14 protein-coding genes and 1 pseudogene are annotated in these 21,181 nt (G+C 39.9%); 5 read left to right on the forward strand and 10 right to left on the reverse strand.

Going from position 1 to position 21,181, the window contains the following annotated elements; translation table 11 throughout:
- Positions 1-186 precede the first annotated feature (186 nt).
- The 3 genes from BCU91_RS13140 to fabB form a co-directional block, all read right to left on the reverse strand.
- Positions 187-1,203 (reverse strand): aspartate-semialdehyde dehydrogenase, encoded by a 1,017-nt coding sequence (locus BCU91_RS13140; protein ID WP_102437458.1) that lies wholly within the window; start codon positions 1,201-1,203, stop codon positions 187-189.
- Between the two features lie 2 nt (positions 1,204-1,205).
- On the reverse strand, positions 1,206-2,339 hold the full coding sequence (locus tag BCU91_RS13145; protein WP_102437460.1) for a 4-phosphoerythronate dehydrogenase: 1,134 nt from the start codon (positions 2,337-2,339) through the stop codon (positions 1,206-1,208).
- 230 nt (positions 2,340-2,569) lie between these two features.
- Positions 2,570-3,781: a beta-ketoacyl-ACP synthase I gene (gene fabB, locus BCU91_RS13150; protein WP_076537142.1), complete on the reverse strand. Its 1,212-nt coding sequence runs from the start codon at positions 3,779-3,781 to the stop codon at positions 2,570-2,572.
- A gap of 337 nt (positions 3,782-4,118) precedes the next feature.
- Here fabB and mnmC point away from each other — a divergent pair, with 337 nt between their 5' ends.
- Both mnmC and BCU91_RS13160 read left to right on the forward strand, forming a co-directional pair.
- Entirely contained in the window at positions 4,119-6,116 is a 1,998-nt protein-coding gene (gene mnmC, locus BCU91_RS13155; protein WP_241904087.1) for an FAD-dependent 5-carboxymethylaminomethyl-2-thiouridine(34) oxidoreductase MnmC, read from the forward strand.
- 33 nt (positions 6,117-6,149) lie between these two features.
- A complete protein-coding gene (locus BCU91_RS13160) occupies positions 6,150-6,689 on the forward strand; it encodes a hypothetical protein (protein WP_198590467.1) in 540 nt (179 codons plus the stop codon).
- Positions 6,690-6,791: 102 nt separating this feature from the next.
- Here the strand turns inward: BCU91_RS13160 and BCU91_RS13165 are convergent.
- From BCU91_RS13165 to prmB, 6 genes and pseudogenes are all read right to left on the reverse strand, one after another.
- Positions 6,792-7,313 (reverse strand): annotated as a pseudogene (locus BCU91_RS13165) (RNA methyltransferase); the annotation flags it as partial.
- Positions 7,314-7,331: 18 nt separating this feature from the next.
- Entirely contained in the window at positions 7,332-7,607 is a 276-nt protein-coding gene (locus BCU91_RS13170) for a YfcL family protein (protein WP_076537149.1), read from the reverse strand.
- A 3-nt stretch (positions 7,608-7,610) separates the two neighbouring features.
- The gene (locus BCU91_RS13175) at positions 7,611-8,750 is read right to left on the reverse strand and encodes an ATP-NAD kinase family protein (protein ID WP_102531674.1); all 1,140 of its coding nucleotides are present in this window, start codon (positions 8,748-8,750) and stop codon (positions 7,611-7,613) included.
- Entirely contained in the window at positions 8,747-9,913 is a 1,167-nt protein-coding gene (locus BCU91_RS13180; protein ID WP_102519754.1) for an MFS transporter, read from the reverse strand. The genes BCU91_RS13175 and BCU91_RS13180 overlap by 4 nt, the downstream gene beginning before the upstream one ends.
- The gene (gene aroC / locus BCU91_RS13185; RefSeq protein ID WP_102437470.1) at positions 9,913-11,007 is read right to left on the reverse strand and encodes a chorismate synthase; all 1,095 of its coding nucleotides are present in this window, start codon (positions 11,005-11,007) and stop codon (positions 9,913-9,915) included. The genes BCU91_RS13180 and aroC overlap by 1 nt, the downstream gene beginning before the upstream one ends.
- Positions 11,008-11,063: 56 nt before the next feature.
- Positions 11,064-12,008: a 50S ribosomal protein L3 N(5)-glutamine methyltransferase gene (gene prmB / locus BCU91_RS13190; RefSeq protein ID WP_102437472.1), complete on the reverse strand. Its 945-nt coding sequence runs from the start codon at positions 12,006-12,008 to the stop codon at positions 11,064-11,066.
- A gap of 80 nt (positions 12,009-12,088) precedes the next feature.
- Here prmB and smrB point away from each other — a divergent pair, with 80 nt between their 5' ends.
- Positions 12,089-12,616: an endonuclease SmrB gene (smrB, locus tag BCU91_RS13195; RefSeq protein ID WP_102437474.1), complete on the forward strand. Its 528-nt coding sequence runs from the start codon at positions 12,089-12,091 to the stop codon at positions 12,614-12,616.
- A 140-nt stretch (positions 12,617-12,756) separates the two neighbouring features.
- On the opposite strand, the gene sixA is transcribed toward smrB, so the two are convergent.
- On the reverse strand, positions 12,757-13,230 hold the full coding sequence (gene sixA / locus BCU91_RS13200) for a phosphohistidine phosphatase SixA (RefSeq protein WP_102437476.1): 474 nt from the start codon (positions 13,228-13,230) through the stop codon (positions 12,757-12,759).
- Positions 13,231-13,604: 374 nt separating this feature from the next.
- Here sixA and BCU91_RS13205 point away from each other — a divergent pair, with 374 nt between their 5' ends.
- Both BCU91_RS13205 and BCU91_RS13210 read left to right on the forward strand, forming a co-directional pair.
- Entirely contained in the window at positions 13,605-16,337 is a 2,733-nt protein-coding gene (locus tag BCU91_RS13205) for an insulinase family protein (RefSeq protein WP_102531677.1), read from the forward strand.
- Between the two features lie 356 nt (positions 16,338-16,693).
- Positions 16,694-20,914 (forward strand): EAL domain-containing protein, encoded by a 4,221-nt coding sequence (locus BCU91_RS13210; protein WP_206747623.1) that lies wholly within the window; start codon positions 16,694-16,696, stop codon positions 20,912-20,914.
- The last annotated feature ends 267 nt before the right edge of the window (positions 20,915-21,181 follow it).

The following is a 21,181-nucleotide window of genomic DNA, read 5'->3' on the forward strand; positions in this document are numbered from 1 at the left end:
TTGAGCGCTATGGGGTTGTCATCATGACAACTGGCTTTAGGCAATTGTATTTATTAGTTTTAGTATTCATAAGACTATAAACCAGATTTAATTACCCTGCTACTGTGAACCACGCTAAAATGAAAAAAGCCTGCAGGCTGCAGGCTTTTTAATCTAAATAGCTCTATTTATAGGGATATTATCGTATTAATAATAATCTCTAATCAAGACTTCGGCTATTTGAACACTGTTTAAAGCAGCACCTTTACGGATGTTATCGGCAGTCACCCATAAATTTATACCGTAATCATGAGAAATATCTTTTCTCACACGGCCAACAAATACTGGATCGGTACCTGCAGAGTCTGTCACTACCGTTGGATAATCTTCATCATTTTCAAATAACACGATACCTTCAGCATCACGTAGGACGGCTTTTACTTCTTCTGCTTCAACAGGTTGGCGAGTTTCAAGGTGCACTGCTTCTGAGTGACCATAAAAAACCGGAACACGCACCGCTGTTGGATTAACCACGATATCGTGATCACCAAAAATCTTTTGCGTTTCCCACACCATTTTCATTTCTTCTTTGGTGTAACCATTGTCCATAAACACATCAATTTGCGGTAATACGTTAAAAGCAATTTGCTTTGGGTATACTTTATTTTCAGCTGGTAAACCTTGAAGTAGTTTGGCCGTCTGACCCGCTAATTCTTCAATAGCTTGCTTACCTGAACCTGATACAGACTGGTAAGTTGCCACGTTAATACGTGAAATACCAAATGCATCATAAATAGGCTTTAGCGCCACTAACATTTGAATGGTTGAACAGTTAGGATTAGCAATGATATTACGATTACGGAAGTCTGCGATGGCCTGCGGATTAACTTCTGGTACCACTAATGGCACATCGATGTCATAACGAAAATGTGAGGTGTTATCAATCACCACACAGCCATGCTCTGCAGCAATCGGGGCCCACTTAGCTGAGACGTCACCACCTGCGGAGAAGAATCCAATTTGAGCCGTGCTCCAATCGAACGTATCCACATCTAGAATTTCGACTTGTTTACCATTAAAGCTAACGGTTTCACCTGCACTGCGGCTACTGGCTAATGGGTATAAGTTTGCAACCGGAAAGTTTCGCTCTTCAAGGATCTCAATCATAGTTTGACCCACTGCGCCCGACGCACCTAAAACAACAACATTAAATTCCTGTGACATAATTAACGCTCGACTCCTGAAAAACCTAATTTATAGACCCAATTTACCTTACAAGCACCCGTGTTGACTAGCGACAATGCACTAAATTCACGTCGATGAGTGTGATTTTTTCTCATATGATCGAAGCCATTGTGATTTAGAAAGGTTTTTCTAAATAATTCGTCATCATCTTTGAGGTTATAAACCTGTCTAGCAAGGGTAAGTAACTGACTTTCTGTCGGTTGCTCTGCCACGGATAATTGATTAATAAAAAATGACGGTAACAGGCTCGATACTGATTTCTCATGGGGCAACTTTAGGATGTCACACAATTTTTCAAACAACATAAAGGTGCCCCGAGCTTTGCCTTCTAAGCTATATCCAGCAATGTGAGGAGTCGCAAATTCAGCTAACGGCACCAGCTCAGCCATTGGGTGTGGCTCACCTTCCCATACATCTAAAACCAGTTTTAAATCGTCACGTAGACGCTTAACTTTTATCAAGGCTCGGTTATCAATGACCTCACCTCTGCAGCAATTTAATAACCAGGTATTTTCTCTTAGCTGCAGTAATCGAGCTTCATCGAATAAATACCAGGTTTTATCTGCGCCTTCTTTGGTAATTGGCACATGTAAACTGATGATGTCGGCTTGCTCGATTATGGTATCTAATGACACGAACTGGCGTTCATCCGCAGCACTTTTTTCTAAAATAGGATCACATAACAGTACTTTCATGCCATAAGCGTTTAGGCACTTTTCTAATGCTGAACCGGTATTACCCGCACCGACAATGCCAACAACTTTATTTTTTATTGGCTGCTTAAAGCGTTTAGCCAATTCAAGCATGGCGATAAAAGCATACTCGCCCACCGCTGTGGCATTGCATCCAGGGGCATTAGTAAACGGGATATTACGCTGCTTAAGATAGGCTAAATCAATATGGTCGGTACCTATGGTGGCACTGCCAACAAACAGTAATTTGTTTGCTTTAGACAATAAGCCTTGATTGACCTTAGTAACTGAACGAACTAGCAGCACGTCAACATCAATCAGTTGCTCTGGTGCTAATGAGCGACCATTTACGCGCTCAATTGTCCCTAGGTGCCCAAATAAGGCTTCCACATAAGGCATGTTTTCATCGGCAACGATTTTCATAAGTGTAATTAGCCATAAATACTGTGATTATCTGCTTATTCTATCAAGTTATTAGAATGCATAGGTATCAATGAATTAGAAATATTGTTTTCGAGCCGCATTGATTAGCTATGTGTAAAAATAGTTTTAATCTGCTTTAAAGGTCAAAAAACACAAAAAAGCCTTCTAGTCTGTCGACTAGAAGGCTTTGATTACTTTATACGAACGACTAATAAAGTCGCTGTCTAAGCTTATTTATACTTGCGCATAACCAAAGTGGCATTAGTGCCACCAAAGCCAAAGCTGTTGCTCATCACAGTCGTTAGCTTTGCATCACGATACTCAGTGACTAAAGGAATACCAACGGCTTGTTCATCCAAGGTATCGATATTGATACTTGGTGCAATAAAGCTATCTTCCATCATCACTAAGCTATAAATGGCCTCGTGAACACCGGCTGCACCTAATGCATGGCCAGTCAATGATTTAGTTGATGCAACTGGAGGCATGTCTGTCGGAAAAACCTCACGCAAAGCTTCAAGCTCACGCACATCACCAACTGGGGTTGAAGTACCATGAGTATTGATATAATCAATTGGGGTATCAACATCAGCTAGCGCCATTTGCATACAACGCACAGCACCTTCACCTGACGGTGCAACCATGTCGTAGCCATCAGAAGATGCGCCATAACCAATGATTTCCGCATAGATTTTTGCGCCACGAGCTAATGCATGCTCTAACTCTTCAACGACAACAATCCCGCCGCCACCAGAGATAACAAAACCATCACGGTCAGCATCGTAAGTACGTGAAGCCTTTTCAGGCGTGTCATTATACTTAGTTGACAATGCCCCCATAGCATCGAAGCCCATGGTTAGGGTCCAATCTAGTTCTTCTGCACCACCAGCAAATACCATATCTTGCTTACCCATTTGAATAAGCTCAGCTGCATGGCCAATACAATGTGCTGAAGTTGCACAAGCAGAACTAATTGAATAATTCATACCTTTAATTTTAAATGGGGTCGCTAAACAAGCACTCGCCGTACTGGCCATAATGCGCGGTACAATATAAGGGCCAACACGTTTTACGCTTTTTTCACGTAAGGTGTCAGCTGCTTGTACTTGATTTTTAGATGATGCGCCGCCAGTACCGACCACTAAACCCACGCGATGGTGAGAATACTGCTCTTCTGTCAAATTAGCATCACTGATTGCTTCTTGCATTGCAATATAAGCGTAAGCTGCTGCGTCTCCCATGAAGCGTAATGCCTTACGGTCAATATGCTCAGCAGGGTTTAATTTGATATCCCCCCAAACATGACTACGTAATTTCATTTCTTCAAATTGATCTGAATGGGTGATACCACTACGTCCAGCTTTCAATGACTCTGTCACTTCTTGCTTGTTATTACCGATGCTAGAAACAACACCTAAACCTGTAATTACGACTCTTTTCATTTTATGCTATCCATTTTGTACATGTCAGTACCTAATTTTGCTGTGGCAATGATATCCGCTTTAGATGAATAAAGTGGTCAGCTTTCAGCAAACACAGGTAAAATAATCTCAATTGAATCATTTTGAGTAACGAACTTTGACCAAATTAACCACTGACTTCCTTTTTATAGACCGAGATTGTGCAACATTTTCGGCCAAATATCCAAGTAGTTACTGTCAAAATCCTGATTATGCCTCTAGCATAAGGCATTATCATCAAACTGTCCTGTCTGATGCAGCAGTCTCAAATAAAACCTTATCGATTGCTCAAATAGGCTTCGGTATTGGTATGGAGCTCATGTCACTATGGCAGTTATCTCTAACAAAAAACCAAAAAACACTGCTCAGCATATTTGAACCTAATCCTATAAATTCAGCTGAATTAGGCTTTTTACATCAACATCTTGATAAACAAGATCCATTTTATGAATTAGCCTTAGTCCTTCAGCAAGCTTGTATCGCCAAAATATCTGGTTGCCAAAGATTGGTGTTAGCCAAAGGTTTATTCACTGTTGATCTGTATTTCGGTTCATTGTTAGAAAATTGCCAAGGTATTCCCAACGCCGAAAAAATGTTGATATCAAACTGGCATTGCTTACCTCATACGATTACAAGCCAATATATAGATCAATACCTTAGTGAAAAGTTACTGTGGCAAATGGGCAGACTGAGTGAAGATACAGCCAATATTCACTATTTTGACTCTGCCAGTGACAATGATAACGCAACGAGCTTTAAACAACTTAACCTATTAGCCAGCAGAAGCGGTTTTGGCGTAAATAATATTTTTAACCAGAAAAGTGAATGTCAACCTGATACTCAAAAACACGATTCTATTGCCTTACAAGAGCGCCAAGCGCTGCGCCGCAGTACTGATAGCCATTACGCCTATTGCTTGAGCCCTTGCAGTGAACATCATCAAAGCAGTGACGACACTATCGCCATTATTGGTGGCGGTATAGCTGCAGCCCATTTGGCGTTATCACTGATTGAACGTGGGCAGAGTGTCACCATTTATTGCAAAGATAACCAATTGGCTGATGGCGCATCGGGTAATAAGCAAGGCGCTATTTATCCCCTACTCACTCCTGATAACAACCTGATGAGTCAGTACTTTCAACAAGCTTTTTTATTCAGTCGCCGTAGGTTGCAGCAATTAACAGCGTTAGGTCACCAGATTGACCATCAATTTTGTGGTGTACTGCAAACTGGGTTTGATGAGCGCAGTGATGCCAGACTGAATAAAATTATGCTTGGTCAGCAGTGGCCAAAAGAAATTGCTTTCAGTGTTAACGCTGAGCAAGCCAATCAACTGGCAAAAATCGACATCAACAAAAATGGCTTTTACTATCCTTGGGCTGGTTGGATCTGCCCTTTTGAATTTGCTCAGGCAGCCATTGCTCATGCCACTTCAGTTGCAGAAAAAAATGGCTGTAAATTAATAATTAAGCTCAACACTAAAATTAACAGCCTTGAGCGCGTTAGCAGCCTTGAGCGAGTTAACAGTTCTGAACGGGTTAACAGCCTTGAGCACGACATTGACTTAACACAAGATGGCAAAGTACCCTCTCAGAGTGCTTACTGGCAACTTAACGCCAGTCATGACAACGAGCAACATGATAGCTTTAGGCATGGTAAAGTCGTCATCGCTTCAGGGGCTCAATTAACTGATTTTAAACAAACTAAATTATTACAGGTCACAGGCTTTCGTGGCCAAGTAAGCCATATACCCAGCCAAGGTGAACTGGCTCAACTTGATACGGTGATTTGCGCCCACGGCTATCTCACTCCCAGTAATAATCAGCGCCACTGTGTTGGGGCAAGCTATGTAAAGTCGCCCGATAATGTTGATTACAGTCCCACTGAGCAATTAGAAAATGCCCAAAAAATGCATCAGAGTTTTCCTGAGCGTAACTGGCTGTGCGATATTGATGTATCAGCTGCCAGCGCCAGAGTGGGCGTTAGAATGGTTACTCGTGATCATTGCCCTATGATGGGACTCACCCCTAATGTTGAAGCCATTTATGCCCAATATAATCAGCAGCCATTAGAGCAACATCAGCATAGTCCCGCTAGCCGAAAGTTTTGGCAGCAACACCAAGCACCAAGCTATGACAATTTATTCATTTTGGGAGGACTGGGCTCAAGAGGTCTAAGTTCTGGGCCTTTAGCTGCAGAGGCATTAGCGGCAATGATATGCAATCACACGCCACCACTTAGCTATGAAATGCTGGCAATGCTTAACCCCAATCGAATGTGGTTAAGAAAGTTACTCAAAGGTAAAGCGTTAAGCTAATTGAGCCTTTTAATTCAATCGACAGAGATAACAATGAATCATCTAATCCATCAAGCTTACGAAGGCGAGATTTACGGCATTGCATTTTTTAGTTACTTTGAAAATGTTGACGATAATGATGAGCAAAATAAGCTCTGGAAGGCGTTAGTGGAAGTAGAAACGGTTACCGCAGAGTTATTACTACAGCATCTTTTGAAACAACCTCAAAAATATGTGTTTAAAACCGCTGAATTAACCGCACAAGGCGATGACGATGCCAAAAAGTGGATCGACTTACCTTGGCTTGAATTAATGCAGACCTTAAGCCAATGGGTTGAACCTTATGAAGTAAAATATCGACAATGGTTACAGCAATGTCAGCTTCAAGATAGTCAAGAGAGCCGTCAATTAGCACCGACATTTGAACTTATAGCAGAACATGAAACTGCAATTTATCACTGCTTACAAGCTGAGCTAACTCGAGCCTATGCACAAGCAGAAACTCAAGTAGCAACACAAGTAACAACACAAGTAGCAACACAAAAAAGTGGCTTGGAATATTTAAGCTCTTTTTTGAACAAATACAACAAATAGCCACTTAAGCATCTAAAAATCAGGCATAAAAAAGCTCAATAGGACATTATCTTATTGAGCTTTAGTTATTACCAGGCGATTAACGCTGAACCAATTAACCGTTTACTTTTTTAGCCAAGTTTTGACTTTGGTACGATTATTATTGTCGCGACTTTCACGAATTAATTCATCGTCTGCCGCTATTTGAGTGCTTTTTGATAAGCGGTCATAAAGCAATACATTCACTGACGCAGCTAAGTTCATACAACCGACAGTTGGCACATAAACCACATCATCCGCGGCATCGATAATTTGCTGGGGTATGGTGCCATCTTCAGGGCCAAAAATATAAAATGCATCTTGCGGGTGCTCAAACAAAGGCAGCGGCGTTGCGCCAACCACTAGATCAACACAAATGATTTTTGCGCCTTGTGGCACTTGCTCAAGTAAAGACTCAACAGCGGTGAGCGGAATAGTAGCGGCCGCATTTTTGGTATCGATGTCATATTGCGCTTCACCAGAACGTGCCGCCAATGCATAACGATTGCCAGTGTAAAAAACCGAATTAGCTCGGTAACAGCCAGCAGCGCGCATAATGCCGCCAACATTTACTGGTGTTTTTGGGTTAACAAGCCCAATTGAAACAGTTTGCTTAGTCATAGATTATTTAATGTCGCTAATAATTTGACGAAGCTGTAACCATGCAGCCTTGACTAGACTGAAATCTGCTTCATCTAGTTCATCGTTTGCTAGCGCTAAACAATCGACCATTTTATCATCTAATGCATCGATGCCAGAAGTCTGCTCTTGCTCAAGCTGTGACAATACAACAGCGATATGGCCTTGCAAATAACCACTGGCAAATAACGCATCATCATCGCCATGGGCAACGTTACTTTCAATCCATGACTCTAATGCAGCATCATATTTTTCTAACATGGTTTAGCTCTCCGATAAATCTGGATTTGCCACTTGGTACATCACGTAATCGTGGTATCCAGTAACAATTTTATAATAGCCCGTAAGCTCTCTATCTAATTCTGGGTCGCCACTATCCACAATTAATGGCCTGCCTTCAAGTGCTTTTAACTTAGTTTTTGTGGCAAGGATAATAATATTGTCTTTACCAACTTGTTTTATTAGCTCTGCAGACAACTGCTGATTACCTCGACCTAATATGTGGCCTTGACCGCCAATGAGGGTAATAACCAGTTTTGTGGGTTTATGCTGAGTAAGCTCAATTAACTGCTTAGCAGTAACATCACTGGCTACTAAGGTTTGATCATGAATCACATCAACACCTAATAAGGTGTTATCAATATTGAGCTCTTCCATTAACGCAGCAACAGTAGAGCCACTGCCTATGATATACAGCTCATCTTCCATCTGACTAATCACATCAGCTGCGATATCAGCTAACACCAGTTCATCGACTTCCTTGCCGCCCATTTTTACCGCTTGAATATAACGTGGCTCTGCAGGCACCTGCATTTCACCGTATCGTTTAGCTTTTACCACACCTTGCCTAAACGCCACTTCATCAATATCCATCACGTCAGCATCCATCAAGCTCACCAATTCACGTTTTAACAGCATTTCAACCACAACACCGGCAGCATGGGGGGTAATCGCATACACCCCAGAGTGAATCTTAACCCCAGCAGGCACACCTAACACAGGTAAAAGCGCAGTATCATCTTGCTCAATGACACTATAAATATCTCTGGCAGTGCCGTCACCACCGGCAAATAACAGTAAATCTAACGATTCATTGATCAGTGCTTTAACGGCTGATTGAGTGTCTTTGGCTTCGGTTATATTCGCAGACTGATAAACGCACTCAGTATTAAACCCAAGCTGTTGGGCTAAATCATGCCCCATCGCGCCGGATGCGGTAATAATATCGATTTGATCTTTAAATGGCAGCACAACCTCTAAAGCTTGTTGCATTCTAAGCTGCGCTTTGGGCTCAGCGCCTTTTGCAATAGCTTGCGTCGCAACACCGTCAGAGCCTTTTAACCCGACACTACCACCTAATCCAGCAAGCGGATTGATAATCAAACCTAAACGAAAACGCTTCACGAAATAACGTCCTTTTTTTTCTCTGAAATGGCCATAACGGCAAGCATAGATAAAAATGCACACATAGCGGCAAAAATCCAAGTATTGGTAGAGCCAGAACCATCACCCCAAATAAGCCCGCTTATCCAAATACCGAGCGCGCCACCAAAACCAAAGCTGATACTGGCGTACATGGCTTGGCCTTTGCTGCGATGGGCAATATCAAAATTACGATGAATAAACTGAATAGAAGCCGCATGGGTTAAACCAAAAGTAAAGGCATGCAGCGCTTGGCTAATGGATAAAATTAAGATGCTATCAACCCCATAAGCTAACAACAACCAACGAACAGCCGTTAATGCCACACTGAGTAGCAGTAATAATTTAACCCCAAACCGACCCAGTAACCTTGGTGCTAGCATGAACATTAAGATCTCGACCACAACACCAAAAGCGACAAATAACCCCGCGCTCGCTTCAGAGTAACCCGCTTGCTTTAGGTAAAGTACGAAGAAGCCATAAAATGGCCCAACACTCATCTGTAATAATAAGGCTGAGACTAAAAACCAAAATATAGGCGCGGTAATTTTTAAAGGGGGCCTTAAAGATGCGTCAGCAACGTTGACTCGATTAGCAGGCAACGCCAAGGAACACAAAAACATACCGATGAATAACAGCATGCCAATTGAGGGCAATATGTCAGCGCCAAACTGGCTGATAGCAAAGCCACCAGCCACCACTAAACAAATGTAACCGACACTGCCCCAGCTTCGAATCGCGCCATAGCGATGCGCTTCATCACCCAAACTTTCAAGGGTAATCACTTCTAACTGAGCGAGAATTGCATTCCAAAAAAAGGTATAGATAAACAAGCTAATGGCAAGGTAAACCACACCAGCATCAAAGAAAAAACTGATGTAAGTTATCGCCGCGGCAGCTGATCCAAACTTAACTAACTCACTGCGCATGCCCGTTCTATCAGCGACAAACGCCCAAACGTTAGGTGCAATGATGCGTGTTCCCATGAGTATTGCCATGAGAAAACCAATTTCTTGCGCATTGTAGCCTCGGTTATCGAAAAACACACCGAGATAAGGAACCATTAAACCGAGGATGGAAAAGAAAAAGAAATAACAAGCACTGAGCCAAACTGCTTTTGGCTCAGTGCTTAACAAATTAGGCATTACTTCATTCCGATGACAGGGGTTTGGGAAACCACGTCCTGATTTTGCGCGCGATGACGAAGTAAGTGATCCATCAATACGATAGCCAGCATGGCTTCGGCAATCGGTACAGCACGAATACCAACACATGGATCATGACGACCTTTAGTGACCACATCTGCTGTGGTACCTTGAGCAGTCATACTTTGACCAGGTACTGAAATACTAGAAGTTGGTTTTAATGCAATATGCGCAACAACAGGCTGACCAGAAGAAATACCGCCAAGTACTCCGCCCGCATGGTTAGACTCAAATCCTGCTGGCGACATTAAATCACGTCCTTCTGAGCCTTTTTGGGTTACCACACCAAAGCCATCACCAATTTCAACGCCTTTAACCGCATTGATACCCATTAACGCATGAGCAATATCGGCATCTAAACGGTCAAATACTGGCTCGCCTAAACCAACAGGAACACCTGTTGCTGCCACGGTAATTTTAGCACCGACTGAATCGCCAGATTTTTTCAAATCACGCATGTATTCGTCTAGTTGCTCAAGCTTACTGGCATCAGGGAAGAAAAAGGCATTTTGCTCAACTTCATTTAAATCAACTGATTCAGCGCAGATAGGACCTAGCTGAGACATGTAACCATGGATTTCAATACCATGTACTTGCTTTAAATATTTTTTAGCTACAGCGCCAGCAGCAACTCGCATCGCCGTTTCACGCGCTGATGAACGTCCACCACCACGATAATCACGCAAGCCATATTTTTGCTGGTAAGTGTAATCAGCATGACCAGGACGGAATAAGTCTTTAATATTTGAGTAATCTTGGCTACGTTGATCGGTATTTTCAATCAATAAGCCAATCGATGTACCGGTAGTTTTATCTTCAAATACCCCTGACAAAATACGAACTTCATCAGCTTCGCGACGCGCGGTGGTATAACGAGATGTCCCAGGGCGGCGACGATCGAGATCATGCTGCATATCTTCAACGGTTAACTCAAGCCCTGGAGGGCAACCGTCAATAATACAACCTAACGCGACACCGTGACTTTCTCCAAAGGTAGTCACTACAAAGTTTTGACCAATACTATTTCCTGACATGCGTTCTGATTACCTCAGCTAAATTTTATGCTAATAGCTATTATTCACTATCCCTATTATTCACTATCTTTGTAGATGGCGAAAAGTGATTCATTTTCAACTAGCTGATCATAAGTCAATACAAACACGCCATCGCCGCCATGTTCAAACTCAACCCATGTAAATGGTACGTCTGGGAACTGCTCAATTAAATGCACCATTGAGTTACCCACTTCAACCACTAACAGACCATCTTTTGTTAGGTAGTCTGATGCATTAGCTAAAATACGCTTGGTTAAATCTAAACCATCACGACCCGATGCCAGCCCAATGGCAGGCTCATGATGATATTCATCTGGCATATCGCCAATATCTTCTTCATCTACGTATGGTGGATTAGATACGATCAAATCGTACTGCGGCCCTTTTGGGATAGCAGAAAACATATTTGACTGAATAGGGAAAACACGATCTAGCACGTCTAAGGATTCAATATTAATTTGAGCAACTTCAAGTGCATCTTCACTGATATCTAATGCATCGACTTCTGCATCTTCAAATGCATAGGCACACGCAATTGCGATGCAGCCACTGCCGGTACATAAATCCATCACACGATGAACTGGCTTGTTATAAAGCCAAGGGCTGAAATTATTGTTGATCATTTCAGCAATTGGAGAACGTGGTACTAACACACGTTCATCAACATAAAACTCTAAATCAGCAAAGCGTGCTTTATTAGTCAAATATGGAACAGGTAGACGCTCACGAACACGGCGAATAATTAATTCCACTATTTTATGCTTTTCACTGCTGGTTAAATTGGCATGAACCACTTGCTGGCCGATTTCTTCAGGAAGGTGCAGTGCGTAAAAAACCAAAGCAATCGCTTCGTCCCAAGCATTATCAGTTCCGTGACCATAATAAATGTTGGCATCGTTAAAACGGCTAACGGCCCAACGTAACATATCGCCAACGGTTCTTAATTCGGTGACAGCTTCATCTACAAAGATTTTATCCAAAACATCGCTCCTGAAAAATTGTTCCCGCACATTGTAACTGAAGTCTATTAAGATGACCTAGAATTCAATACAATAGCAGCATGAATAAAGAAAATAACCCTGACTTTGCACTGTTTTCAGAGCACTTGGATGGTATTAGGCCATTAAACCAAGATAAGCATCATTTTAAACAGTCAGTCAAAACTAAACAACAAGTCGAAATCAAAGAACAGCAGGTTTATGCCGACAGTTATTTTTCAGATAACTATCAGCCGTTACTCCCCGTTGAAGGGCCGATGCGCTGGTTAAACGATGGTGTTGAAAAGATTGAATTAAAACGACTTCGCCGTGGTGATTACCAACCTGACTTGTTACTTGATTTGCACGGCATGCGACAAGCTGAAGCTAAACTTGAGCTTGCAGCCTTAATACAAGCCTGTGTGAAACAGCATGTTATCTGTTGCTGCGTCATGCACGGCTATGGCTCAGGGATTTTAAAACAGCAATTACCCATGTGGCTGGCTCAACACCCAAAAGTCAAAGCCTTTCATCAAGCCACCAAAGAATGGGGCGCTGATGCTGCGCTACTGGTATTGATTGATATTGGTGAGCATCCCCATAGAAGATAGCGGCTATTTACAGTTAATAACGACAAGCATTTAAATAATTATCTTGAGCCAAAACTAAAAAGAGCCTTAAAAGGCTCTTTTATATTAAATACTCAACCAAGATTCAATAACTGCAGTTACCAATCACTCATTGGAAGAACTTAAGCGCTTATTTGAGTTGGGGTTTGCATTAGCTCAAAATGAAAACCGTGTTCGTTTTTATCAATCGATACAATAGCCGATGTAGCAAATATCGGAGGCTCCATACCTGCAACTAATTCACTGACCATATAACCTAGAATAGGCATGTGAGCGATAACTAACACCTTTTGAGCATTGTAATGTTCAGCATAAGCTAAAATAGCATCAACAGCGATTTGAGGGCTGCCAGAAGGCGTTATATCATCTAACACTAACCATTTGTTTGGTTCCGGTAGATGTTTAGCCACTTCTTGCCATGTTTGTTGTGCCCTTAGGTAAGGACTTACTATCACTAAATCGACACTGTTTACTTTCTGCGTTAACCAATTGGCCATGGTATTTGATTGATTACGCCCAACTTGAGATAACATACGCTCTCTATCAGATGGGGCGTCAAAACTTGCTTCGCCATGGCGCATTAAAAATAGCTGCATACTTCTCTCGCTACTCATTATTATAGTGTTTATTGGCTAATTGTAGCCTTAAATAATTCATCCACAAAGAAACTATGAAGTAAAATTAATTAGTCTTTAGTCGATGTTTCTATGAATTTTATGCGTATTATTCTGAAAAGCTATTAAACTCTTTCAACAGTGTGACTAAAAGTTGCTAAAAACCGCTAACAATATCACTATATATATTCAAACTACTTTTTTAATAGTTGCAAAGTGAGCAACAAAGAACCCAAGTAGTTACTCAAGTCGTTATACAGTGCCTTCTCATCTGGAGCATTATCTTGACCATAAAACCAGACACTACACAGCCTGAAATAGTGAAAAGCCCAAATGATCATCGCCAATACCAATATATGGTTTTGGAAAATGAATTGCGGGTGTTATTAGTTGAAGATACCAAAACTTCACATGCGGCAGCATCGATGACGGTTTCTGTGGGTCACTTTGACGATCCATCGTCACGGCCAGGAATGGCGCATTTTTTAGAACACATGTTATTTTTGGGCACAGAAAAATACCCTGACTCAGGTGAATATCATCAGTTTATTAATCATCATGGCGGTACCAATAACGCGTGGACCGGCACTGAACAAACTAATTTTTTTTACAGTATCGATGCTGAACAATTCGAAGAATCTTTAGACCGTTTTAGTCAATTTTTTATTGCACCAAAGTTTGACCTTGAACTGGTAGACAGAGAAAGACATGCCATTGAATCTGAATACAGTTTAAAACTTAAAGACGATATTAGACGCGTTTATCAAGTACAAAAAGAATCAATAAATCCAGCTCATCCATTCAGCAAATTTTCAGTGGGTAATCTGCAGACCTTGGCAGGTGATGAAGCTGATGTGCGCCAAGAATTACTGGATTTCTATCAAGAAAAATACAGCGCCAACATTATGACATTATGCCTAATATCGCCGCTATCGTTAGACCAGCAAGCTGAAAAAGTACAACAATATTTCAGTGCTATTAATAATAAAAAGATAATAAAGAGCTACCCTGACACCCCTTATTTAAGCCAAGAGTTATTACTAAAAAAAATTAATATCATGCCAGTAAAAGAGCAAAAGAGGCTCAATATTAGTTTTGCCCTGCCTAGCATGGAACCTTTTTATAAAACCAAACCACTGACTTTCATTAGTCACTTATTAGGCAATGAAAGTCCTGGTAGTTTACTGTCATATTTAAAAGAGCATGGTCTAGCCAATAATTTATCGGCAGGTGGTGGGGTCAGTGGTTACAACTTCAAAGATTACAGCATCAGTATCCAGCTAACCGACAAAGGTTTAACGCAAGTTGATGAAATCGTAACCTGCACATTTGAATACCTTGAATTAATTAAAGAGTCAGGCATTGAGCCTTGGCGTTATCAAGAAAGAGCAAGCCTGTTATCTACAGCCTTTAAATTTCAAGAACAAATCAAAAATCTAGATCTTGCCAGCCACCTTAGTATCAACATGCAGCACTATGATGTTGAAGATGTGGTTTACGGTGATTACCGAATGGATAAACTTATTGAGACAGAAACTCTTGAGTTACTTCATTATTTTAATCCTAACAACATGCGTACTCAGTTACTCTCAAAGGAAGTAAGTACTGACACTCAGGCGCAATGGTATTTTACCCCTTACTCTATTGAGGAGATCTCAAAAGAAAAAGTGGCCCATTGGCAGCAGGTAAAACCAAGAAAAGAACTAAAATTACCCCTTAAAAATCCTTTTATCGTTGACGACCCACAAGCTAGAAGTGAACTAAGTACCAGTGCTGTGCCGACCATTGTGGCTGAAGATGAAGGTTACCGTTTTTGGCATCGTAAAGATGATGAGTTTAACGTACCCAAAGGACATTTATATTTATCCTTGGACTCAGATCAAGCTAGCCCCACCCCAAAGCATGCCGCGTTAACAAGACTGTATGTTGAGATGGTGCTAGATTACCTCGCTGAAGCCACTTATCAGGCTGAAGTAGCAGGACTAAATTATAATATTTACCCTCATCAAGGTGGAATAACACTGCATCTAACCGGCTTTACCGGTAATCAAGAAACGCTATTAGCTTTAGTAATTGAAAAAGCCAGAGAGCGAAACTTTACCCAAGATAGGTTTAAGCTTATCAAAAAGCAGCTTATCCGCAGTTGGACTAACGCAGCCCAAGCCAAACCCATCGCGCAGCTCTTCACTAGCTTGACTGTGACACTGCAGAAACGCTCTTACGAGCCCACTAGAATGGCAGAAATGCTAGAGGAAGTGACACTAGATGAATTACATGATCATGTAATGGCATTTTATGAAAAAATTTATGTTGAAGGTTTAGTCTATGGTGACTGGTTAGCGAGTGAAGCCCAGCAACTGGCGAGACGCTTAAAACAGGTTCTGTCATTGGTAACAAAGCCCAGTAACGAATCTAGTCGCGAACTCATTAATCTGTCTAATCGCGGCATGTTAATGCGCGAACTCAACATTGAGCATCAAGACAGCGCGATCATTATTTACTACCAATCAAAACAAACAACTCCCCATCAAATTGGGCTGTTTAGTTTATTAAATCATACGATGTCTTCGACATTTTTCCATGAACTCAGAACAGAAAAACAACTTGGCTATATGGTCGGAACGGGCTATTTACCTTTAAATCGACACCCGGGGATGATTTTCTACATCCAATCACCCACAACTGCGCCACGAAAGCTTCTTGAAGCCATCGATGAATTTATCGCGGACTTTAACTATGCAGTCATGCAGATAACCAAGGGGCAGTGGGAAGCTACTAAGCAAGGTTTGATCAACCAAATTTCAGAAAAAGATGCTAGTTTGAAAAGCCGAAGCCAACGCTACTGGGTCTGTCTTGGTAATCGTGATTATGAATTTAATCAAAGGGAAAAAGTAATAGAGGAAATTAAAAAGCTCACCCGCGCTGATTTGATTAAGTTTATCGTAGAAAATATGCGCTCAAAGCACAGTGACCGATTAGTATTATTTAATGTTGGAGAGCAGCATCAACAACTTGAGCCTATTGCTAACACTCAAGTGATAACAGACTTGAAAGGCTTTAAGCAGCAAGCAGAGAAGTTTAATTTTTGAGAAACGTAATATTTTTCACCCGTAACTTAATCACATAATTAATTGTTACTACTTTACTAAACTGCGCATAAATACAGCAACCCAGTGGAATACGCTATAAAAACGTTAAAATTAGATAATTATGAAACAAATAACACTAAATAAACACTATATGCCCTACAAATAAAACACTATACTGACCATTTACAACCTTAGAAATCAACCATTTTTTGACAAAGGCTTAACTTTCTGAAAAAGTGGTACTTTATTGTAAATAATTATCAATTGCAGCAGACAAAAGTATCCTTAATATGTCAATGATTAGACCATTCTTAATATGCGCATTTTTTATTCTTCAAAGCATTTCTCACTCAGCTATGTCTGCTGGCGCAGATGACTATGAATTAGTCCTAAATACCGATCGATATAATGTTGAAGACGGCTTATCACAATCAAATGTCACTAGTATTGTAGAAGATAGGCAGGGTTATATATGGCTTGGTACCGTCAATGGGCTTAATCGGTTTGACGGTGTTAATTTTAAACATTTCTATGCAGATGACAGCCAATCCAGTTTACCTAGTTCATTCGTAAAAACATTGCTAATTGATAAAAAAAATAGACTCATTGTTGGTACCGATAAAGGGCTTGCTGTCTTTGATGAGAATTCTGAAAAATTTAACCCTATTTTAATAGAAGGTGAAAAAATTGACGAGTCTATCTGGTACCTATCTCATTTGCCTGAAGGCATTGCTCTAGGTCTCAACAACAAGGTTATCATCCTAAATGAGAAATTAAATAGAGTAATTTGGAGCTTTGAAAGTAAAGTATTACATGAAGTAAAAAGAATAATTCAAATTGGTGATATTTTTTATATCCGAAACTATACTGGTACAGTATTCAAATTATTCGAGAATAACTTAACGGTTATCGAGCACCAATCAAATGATATAGGACAGTTGAACGAAGAACTTATCATTTCATCCAACAATGGTTTATATAGTTACAAGAGTGATATTAAAAGTAAATTCTCAAATTTAGTTTTAACATATCTAGAAACGTCTCAAAATGAAAACGAACTTACCTCAATAGCAGATTCAAGTATTGTAAAACTACTAAAAAACAAAGAAATAAAAAATGTAGGATACATTAATAAAGAAGGTTCAATAAAACGCCCTTTGATAAAAGAAACCAAATCAGCAATTTTCGTAGCTGATGTCCATGTTGGTTTAATCATAATAAAAAGAAGTAAAAATCTGATAAAAAACTCGAAACTAATAACAAGTAACATTTGGTCAATAACCAAGAACAATGAAAATATTTTTATTGCAATGGACTCATCTGAAGTAAAAATATTAGACAATACGCTCAAAGAACAGTCATCGATAATACTTGATGATACTGCAGGACCTAAAAGTATTGGACTACTCAATAGAGAACTATATATAGGTAGTATAAATGGCCTCAGCACAGTAAATCTAGATACATTAGCATTAGATATGCTACTTGATGAGCCGGTCACCTACATAACAAGCGATCCTGGCAGGCAATTAGTCTACATATCAACAGCTAATGGTAAGATTTTAGTTTTAAAGAATAATCAAGTAATAAAATCGATGTCAACAGGTGAACGTTACCCTATATTTCAATTATTAAGGAAAGGTGACACTTTCTGGGTTGCTAGCCAAGGAGGTTTATTCAGAATAGCTGATGATAAATCCGAAAAGGTATATAACGAAAGTATGGTGACTAGTCTTGCTTTGGATGGAGAGAATTTGCTATTTGGAACTAGACATTCGCTGCTGAAACTGTCCACCAAAACCCTTAACCAACAGACTATTTTTAAAAATAACAAATTGATATTTTCCATTGAAGTTTTAAATAACTTTATAGTTTCTTCTTCTGCCACAGAAATAAATATCACAAACAAAATAAATCTTTCAAACACCACTGTAACGAACAAAAATGGTGCTCAAAGTGATTATAACTCTGTCGGTTCGATAATCATTGATGATTATAGCTTATTCACAGGTTCTAATGGCATTAGTATTATTAACCCTAATGAGATTTATAAAGAAATTATTAGTAGCAACTCTTCAAATGTTGCACTAATTGACTTCCAACTGTTCAACATCTCAGAGAAAGTTGGAGGAAGAGTATTATCAAAACCAATTAACAACCAAGAAAATATAACATTAAAGTACTCAGACTACCCCTTCTCTTTTACCTTCACAGCTCCAGGAAAGTCTCTAGAAGACTATAAATTCTTTTATCAAATGGAAGGTCTAAATGATGATTGGTTACCCGCACAGAATATTAACTCAGCCACTTACACGAATCTATCTGCCGGAATTTATTTTTTTAATGTTTACGCTATAAACAAATTATCAGGTAAACAAGGTGCTACAAAATCAATTAAAGTTATTATTACCCCACCTTGGTATTTATCTTTTGAAGCAAAACTATCCTATACCGTATTGGGCTTATTAATATTGCTACTCATAGCCAAGACAATTTTACGCAGACGAGAAATACAAAAACAAATAGCCCTTAGTGAAGAAAGATTAAAATTATCACTATGGGGTAGCGGTGATGAAATGTGGGATTGGGATATTGAAACCGGTGAAATTTACCGATCCAATATCTGGGGAACATTAGAGTTTCCTCAAGATGGCCATCGCTCAGGAAAACCTGGAGAAGAAAGCAATATTCACCCCCTCGATCAAAATAGAGTTAAAACAGCCCTTAATGACCACTTTAAAGGGCTAACAGATCATTTTGAAGTTGCATACCGCGTTAAAAGCCTTCAACACAAATGGGTTTGGGTACTAGATAGAGCAAAAATTGTTGAAAGGGATCACAAAGAAAAACCGCTGCGTATGACGGGTACCATCAAAAACATCAATAATATTAAACAAACCGAAGAACAATTAAGACTATTCGAAAGAGCAATTGAAAACATTTCTGAAGGCATGTTTATTCTAGATGACAAATTTCATTTTGTTGAAGTCAACGATGCTTGTTGTCAATTAACCGCCCAAAACCGAGCTGAATTTCTTGGACAATTATTTAACTTTACTCGTTACCCTGACAGCTACTCTAACCAAATTCACGCAGCTTTGGCCCAACAGGGCAGCTGGAGTAATGAAGTAGAGGCCAATCGCGGAGATGGTAGCCATTTCTTAATGGAGCTCACCGTCGATGCTATATACAACGAACAAGGCGAAACCAGTCATTACGTAGGGGTATTCTCAGATATTACTCGTCGTAAACAGCAAGAAGAAGAACTACGCAAATTAACCAATAGTGATTTGCTCACCGGGCTACCTAACCGTTCTAGTTTACAAGTAACCTTGAACAATCTAGTGAAAAAAGACGTCCACCATACATTAATGGTATTGGATTTAGATAATTTCAAACGTATTAACGACTCGCTAGGCCACCAAACTGGTGATGCGTTACTTATTGATGTCGCTCGTAGGCTTCAAGAAAATATTCCAAATCACGTTAGTTTATATCGTCTTGGCGGTGATGAATTTGCCATCTTAGTTGACCATAACCCTGATATTGGTTCATGTGCGGCTATCGCCTCTCGAATAATAGACTCATTGAAACAAGAGTTTAAAGTTGATAACGAATCCCTCGTTATTAGCTTAAGTATCGGGATAGTTTTATACCCTGAAGATGAGCAAAATGAACAAGCCCTATTAAGAAAAGCAGATATCGCTATGTATCATGCCAAATCAGGGGGTGGCAATCGTTACCAATTCTATTCAGAGTCTTTAAACAAAAATGCGCTACGCCAATTAGAAGTAGAAAACTTGATCCGAGAAGGATTAAAAGAAGATTACTTTGAAGTCTATTACCAACCCAAAGTCGATTTAAAACAAGACAGCCTTGCTGGAATGGAAGCTTTAGTTAGATTAGTTCATCCGGAATTTGGTGTCATCCCGCCAAATGAATTTATTCCACTTGCTGAAGAAAATGGTTTAATTGTCGAAATTGGCGATCTGGTTTTACGTAAAGCCTGCTTTGCAGCACAGAAGTGGCGCGAACAAGGTGTATTTAACGGCCGTGTAGCCATAAACTTATCTTCAAGACAGTTTGCCCTACCTGATTTACAGCAACGCATATTAAGTGTATTAGAGCTCACAAAGCTCCCAGCTTGTCACCTTGAACTAGAAATTACTGAAAGTACCATTATTAAAAATCCAGATAATGCCATCAAAGTAATGAATCAGCTTGCCCAAATGGGGGTGACTCTAGCCCTTGATGATTTTGGTACTGGGTATTCATCGCTTTCATATCTCAAACATTTCCCAATTCATTGTTTGAAAATTGATAAATCTTTTGTGGATGATATCGATAAATCAGATCGTGATTTAAAAATGGTCGATAGCATTATTACTATCGCACATAACATGGGCTTATCTGTTGTCGGAGAAGGTGTAGAAGAAACCGCGCAATTAAATATATTAAAAGCCTTAAAATGTGAAGAAATCCAAGGCTACATCTTTAGTAAGCCTGTTCCAGAAAAAGATTTCACCGAATTATTAAACATCAATCAAAAAAAACAAAGTAAAAAAACCGCCATTTAAGCAACATTGGCATAACAACTGCAACTCTCTATTCAGATGTCAAATAAAAGTTAACACTTTAATTAACCCTGAATAGAGAGATTTAAAAATGATTAATGGAATTATCGTAGCTGCAGTATTATCTTCAACTTCTAACGCCGCTATTAATACAACGGAAACAGTATTAGTTAACCTACCTAACCAAGGTCAATATATTGGCACCCCATATAGCAAACACTTAAAATTAAAAACTAAGCTAGCTCATAACCCTTATATCAAGTATTCAGA

This window comes from Shewanella sp. 10N.286.52.B9 (genome assembly GCF_002873635.1).
Lineage (GTDB): Bacteria > Pseudomonadota > Gammaproteobacteria > Enterobacterales > Shewanellaceae > Shewanella.

Bases quoted from the DNA above. Each gene is read 5' to 3' on its own strand.
- fabB (WP_076537142.1), bottom strand. From the start codon at position 3,781: ATGAAAAGAGTCGTAATTACAGGTTTAGGTGTTGTTTCTAGCATCGGT.
- aroC (WP_102437470.1), bottom strand. From the start codon at position 11,007: ATGTCAGGAAATAGTATTGGTCAAAACTTTGTAGTGACTACCTTTGGA.
- mnmC (WP_241904087.1), top strand. From the start codon at position 4,119: ATGTCACTATGGCAGTTATCTCTAACAAAAAACCAAAAAACACTGCTC.
- BCU91_RS13170 (WP_076537149.1), bottom strand. From the start codon at position 7,607: ATGTTAGAAAAATATGATGCTGCATTAGAGTCATGGATTGAAAGTAAC.
- BCU91_RS13180 (WP_102519754.1), bottom strand. From the start codon at position 9,913: ATGCCTAATTTGTTAAGCACTGAGCCAAAAGCAGTTTGGCTCAGTGCT.
- BCU91_RS13160 (WP_198590467.1), top strand. From the start codon at position 6,150: ATGAATCATCTAATCCATCAAGCTTACGAAGGCGAGATTTACGGCATT.
- BCU91_RS13140 (WP_102437458.1), bottom strand. From the start codon at position 1,203: ATGTCACAGGAATTTAATGTTGTTGTTTTAGGTGCGTCGGGCGCAGTG.
- BCU91_RS13205 (WP_102531677.1), top strand. From the start codon at position 13,605: ATGGTTTTGGAAAATGAATTGCGGGTGTTATTAGTTGAAGATACCAAA.
- sixA (WP_102437476.1), bottom strand. From the start codon at position 13,230: ATGCAGCTATTTTTAATGCGCCATGGCGAAGCAAGTTTTGACGCCCCA.
- BCU91_RS13145 (WP_102437460.1), bottom strand. From the start codon at position 2,339: ATGAAAATCGTTGCCGATGAAAACATGCCTTATGTGGAAGCCTTATTT.
- BCU91_RS13210 (WP_206747623.1), top strand. From the start codon at position 16,694: ATGTCTGCTGGCGCAGATGACTATGAATTAGTCCTAAATACCGATCGA.
- smrB (WP_102437474.1), top strand. From the start codon at position 12,089: ATGAATAAAGAAAATAACCCTGACTTTGCACTGTTTTCAGAGCACTTG.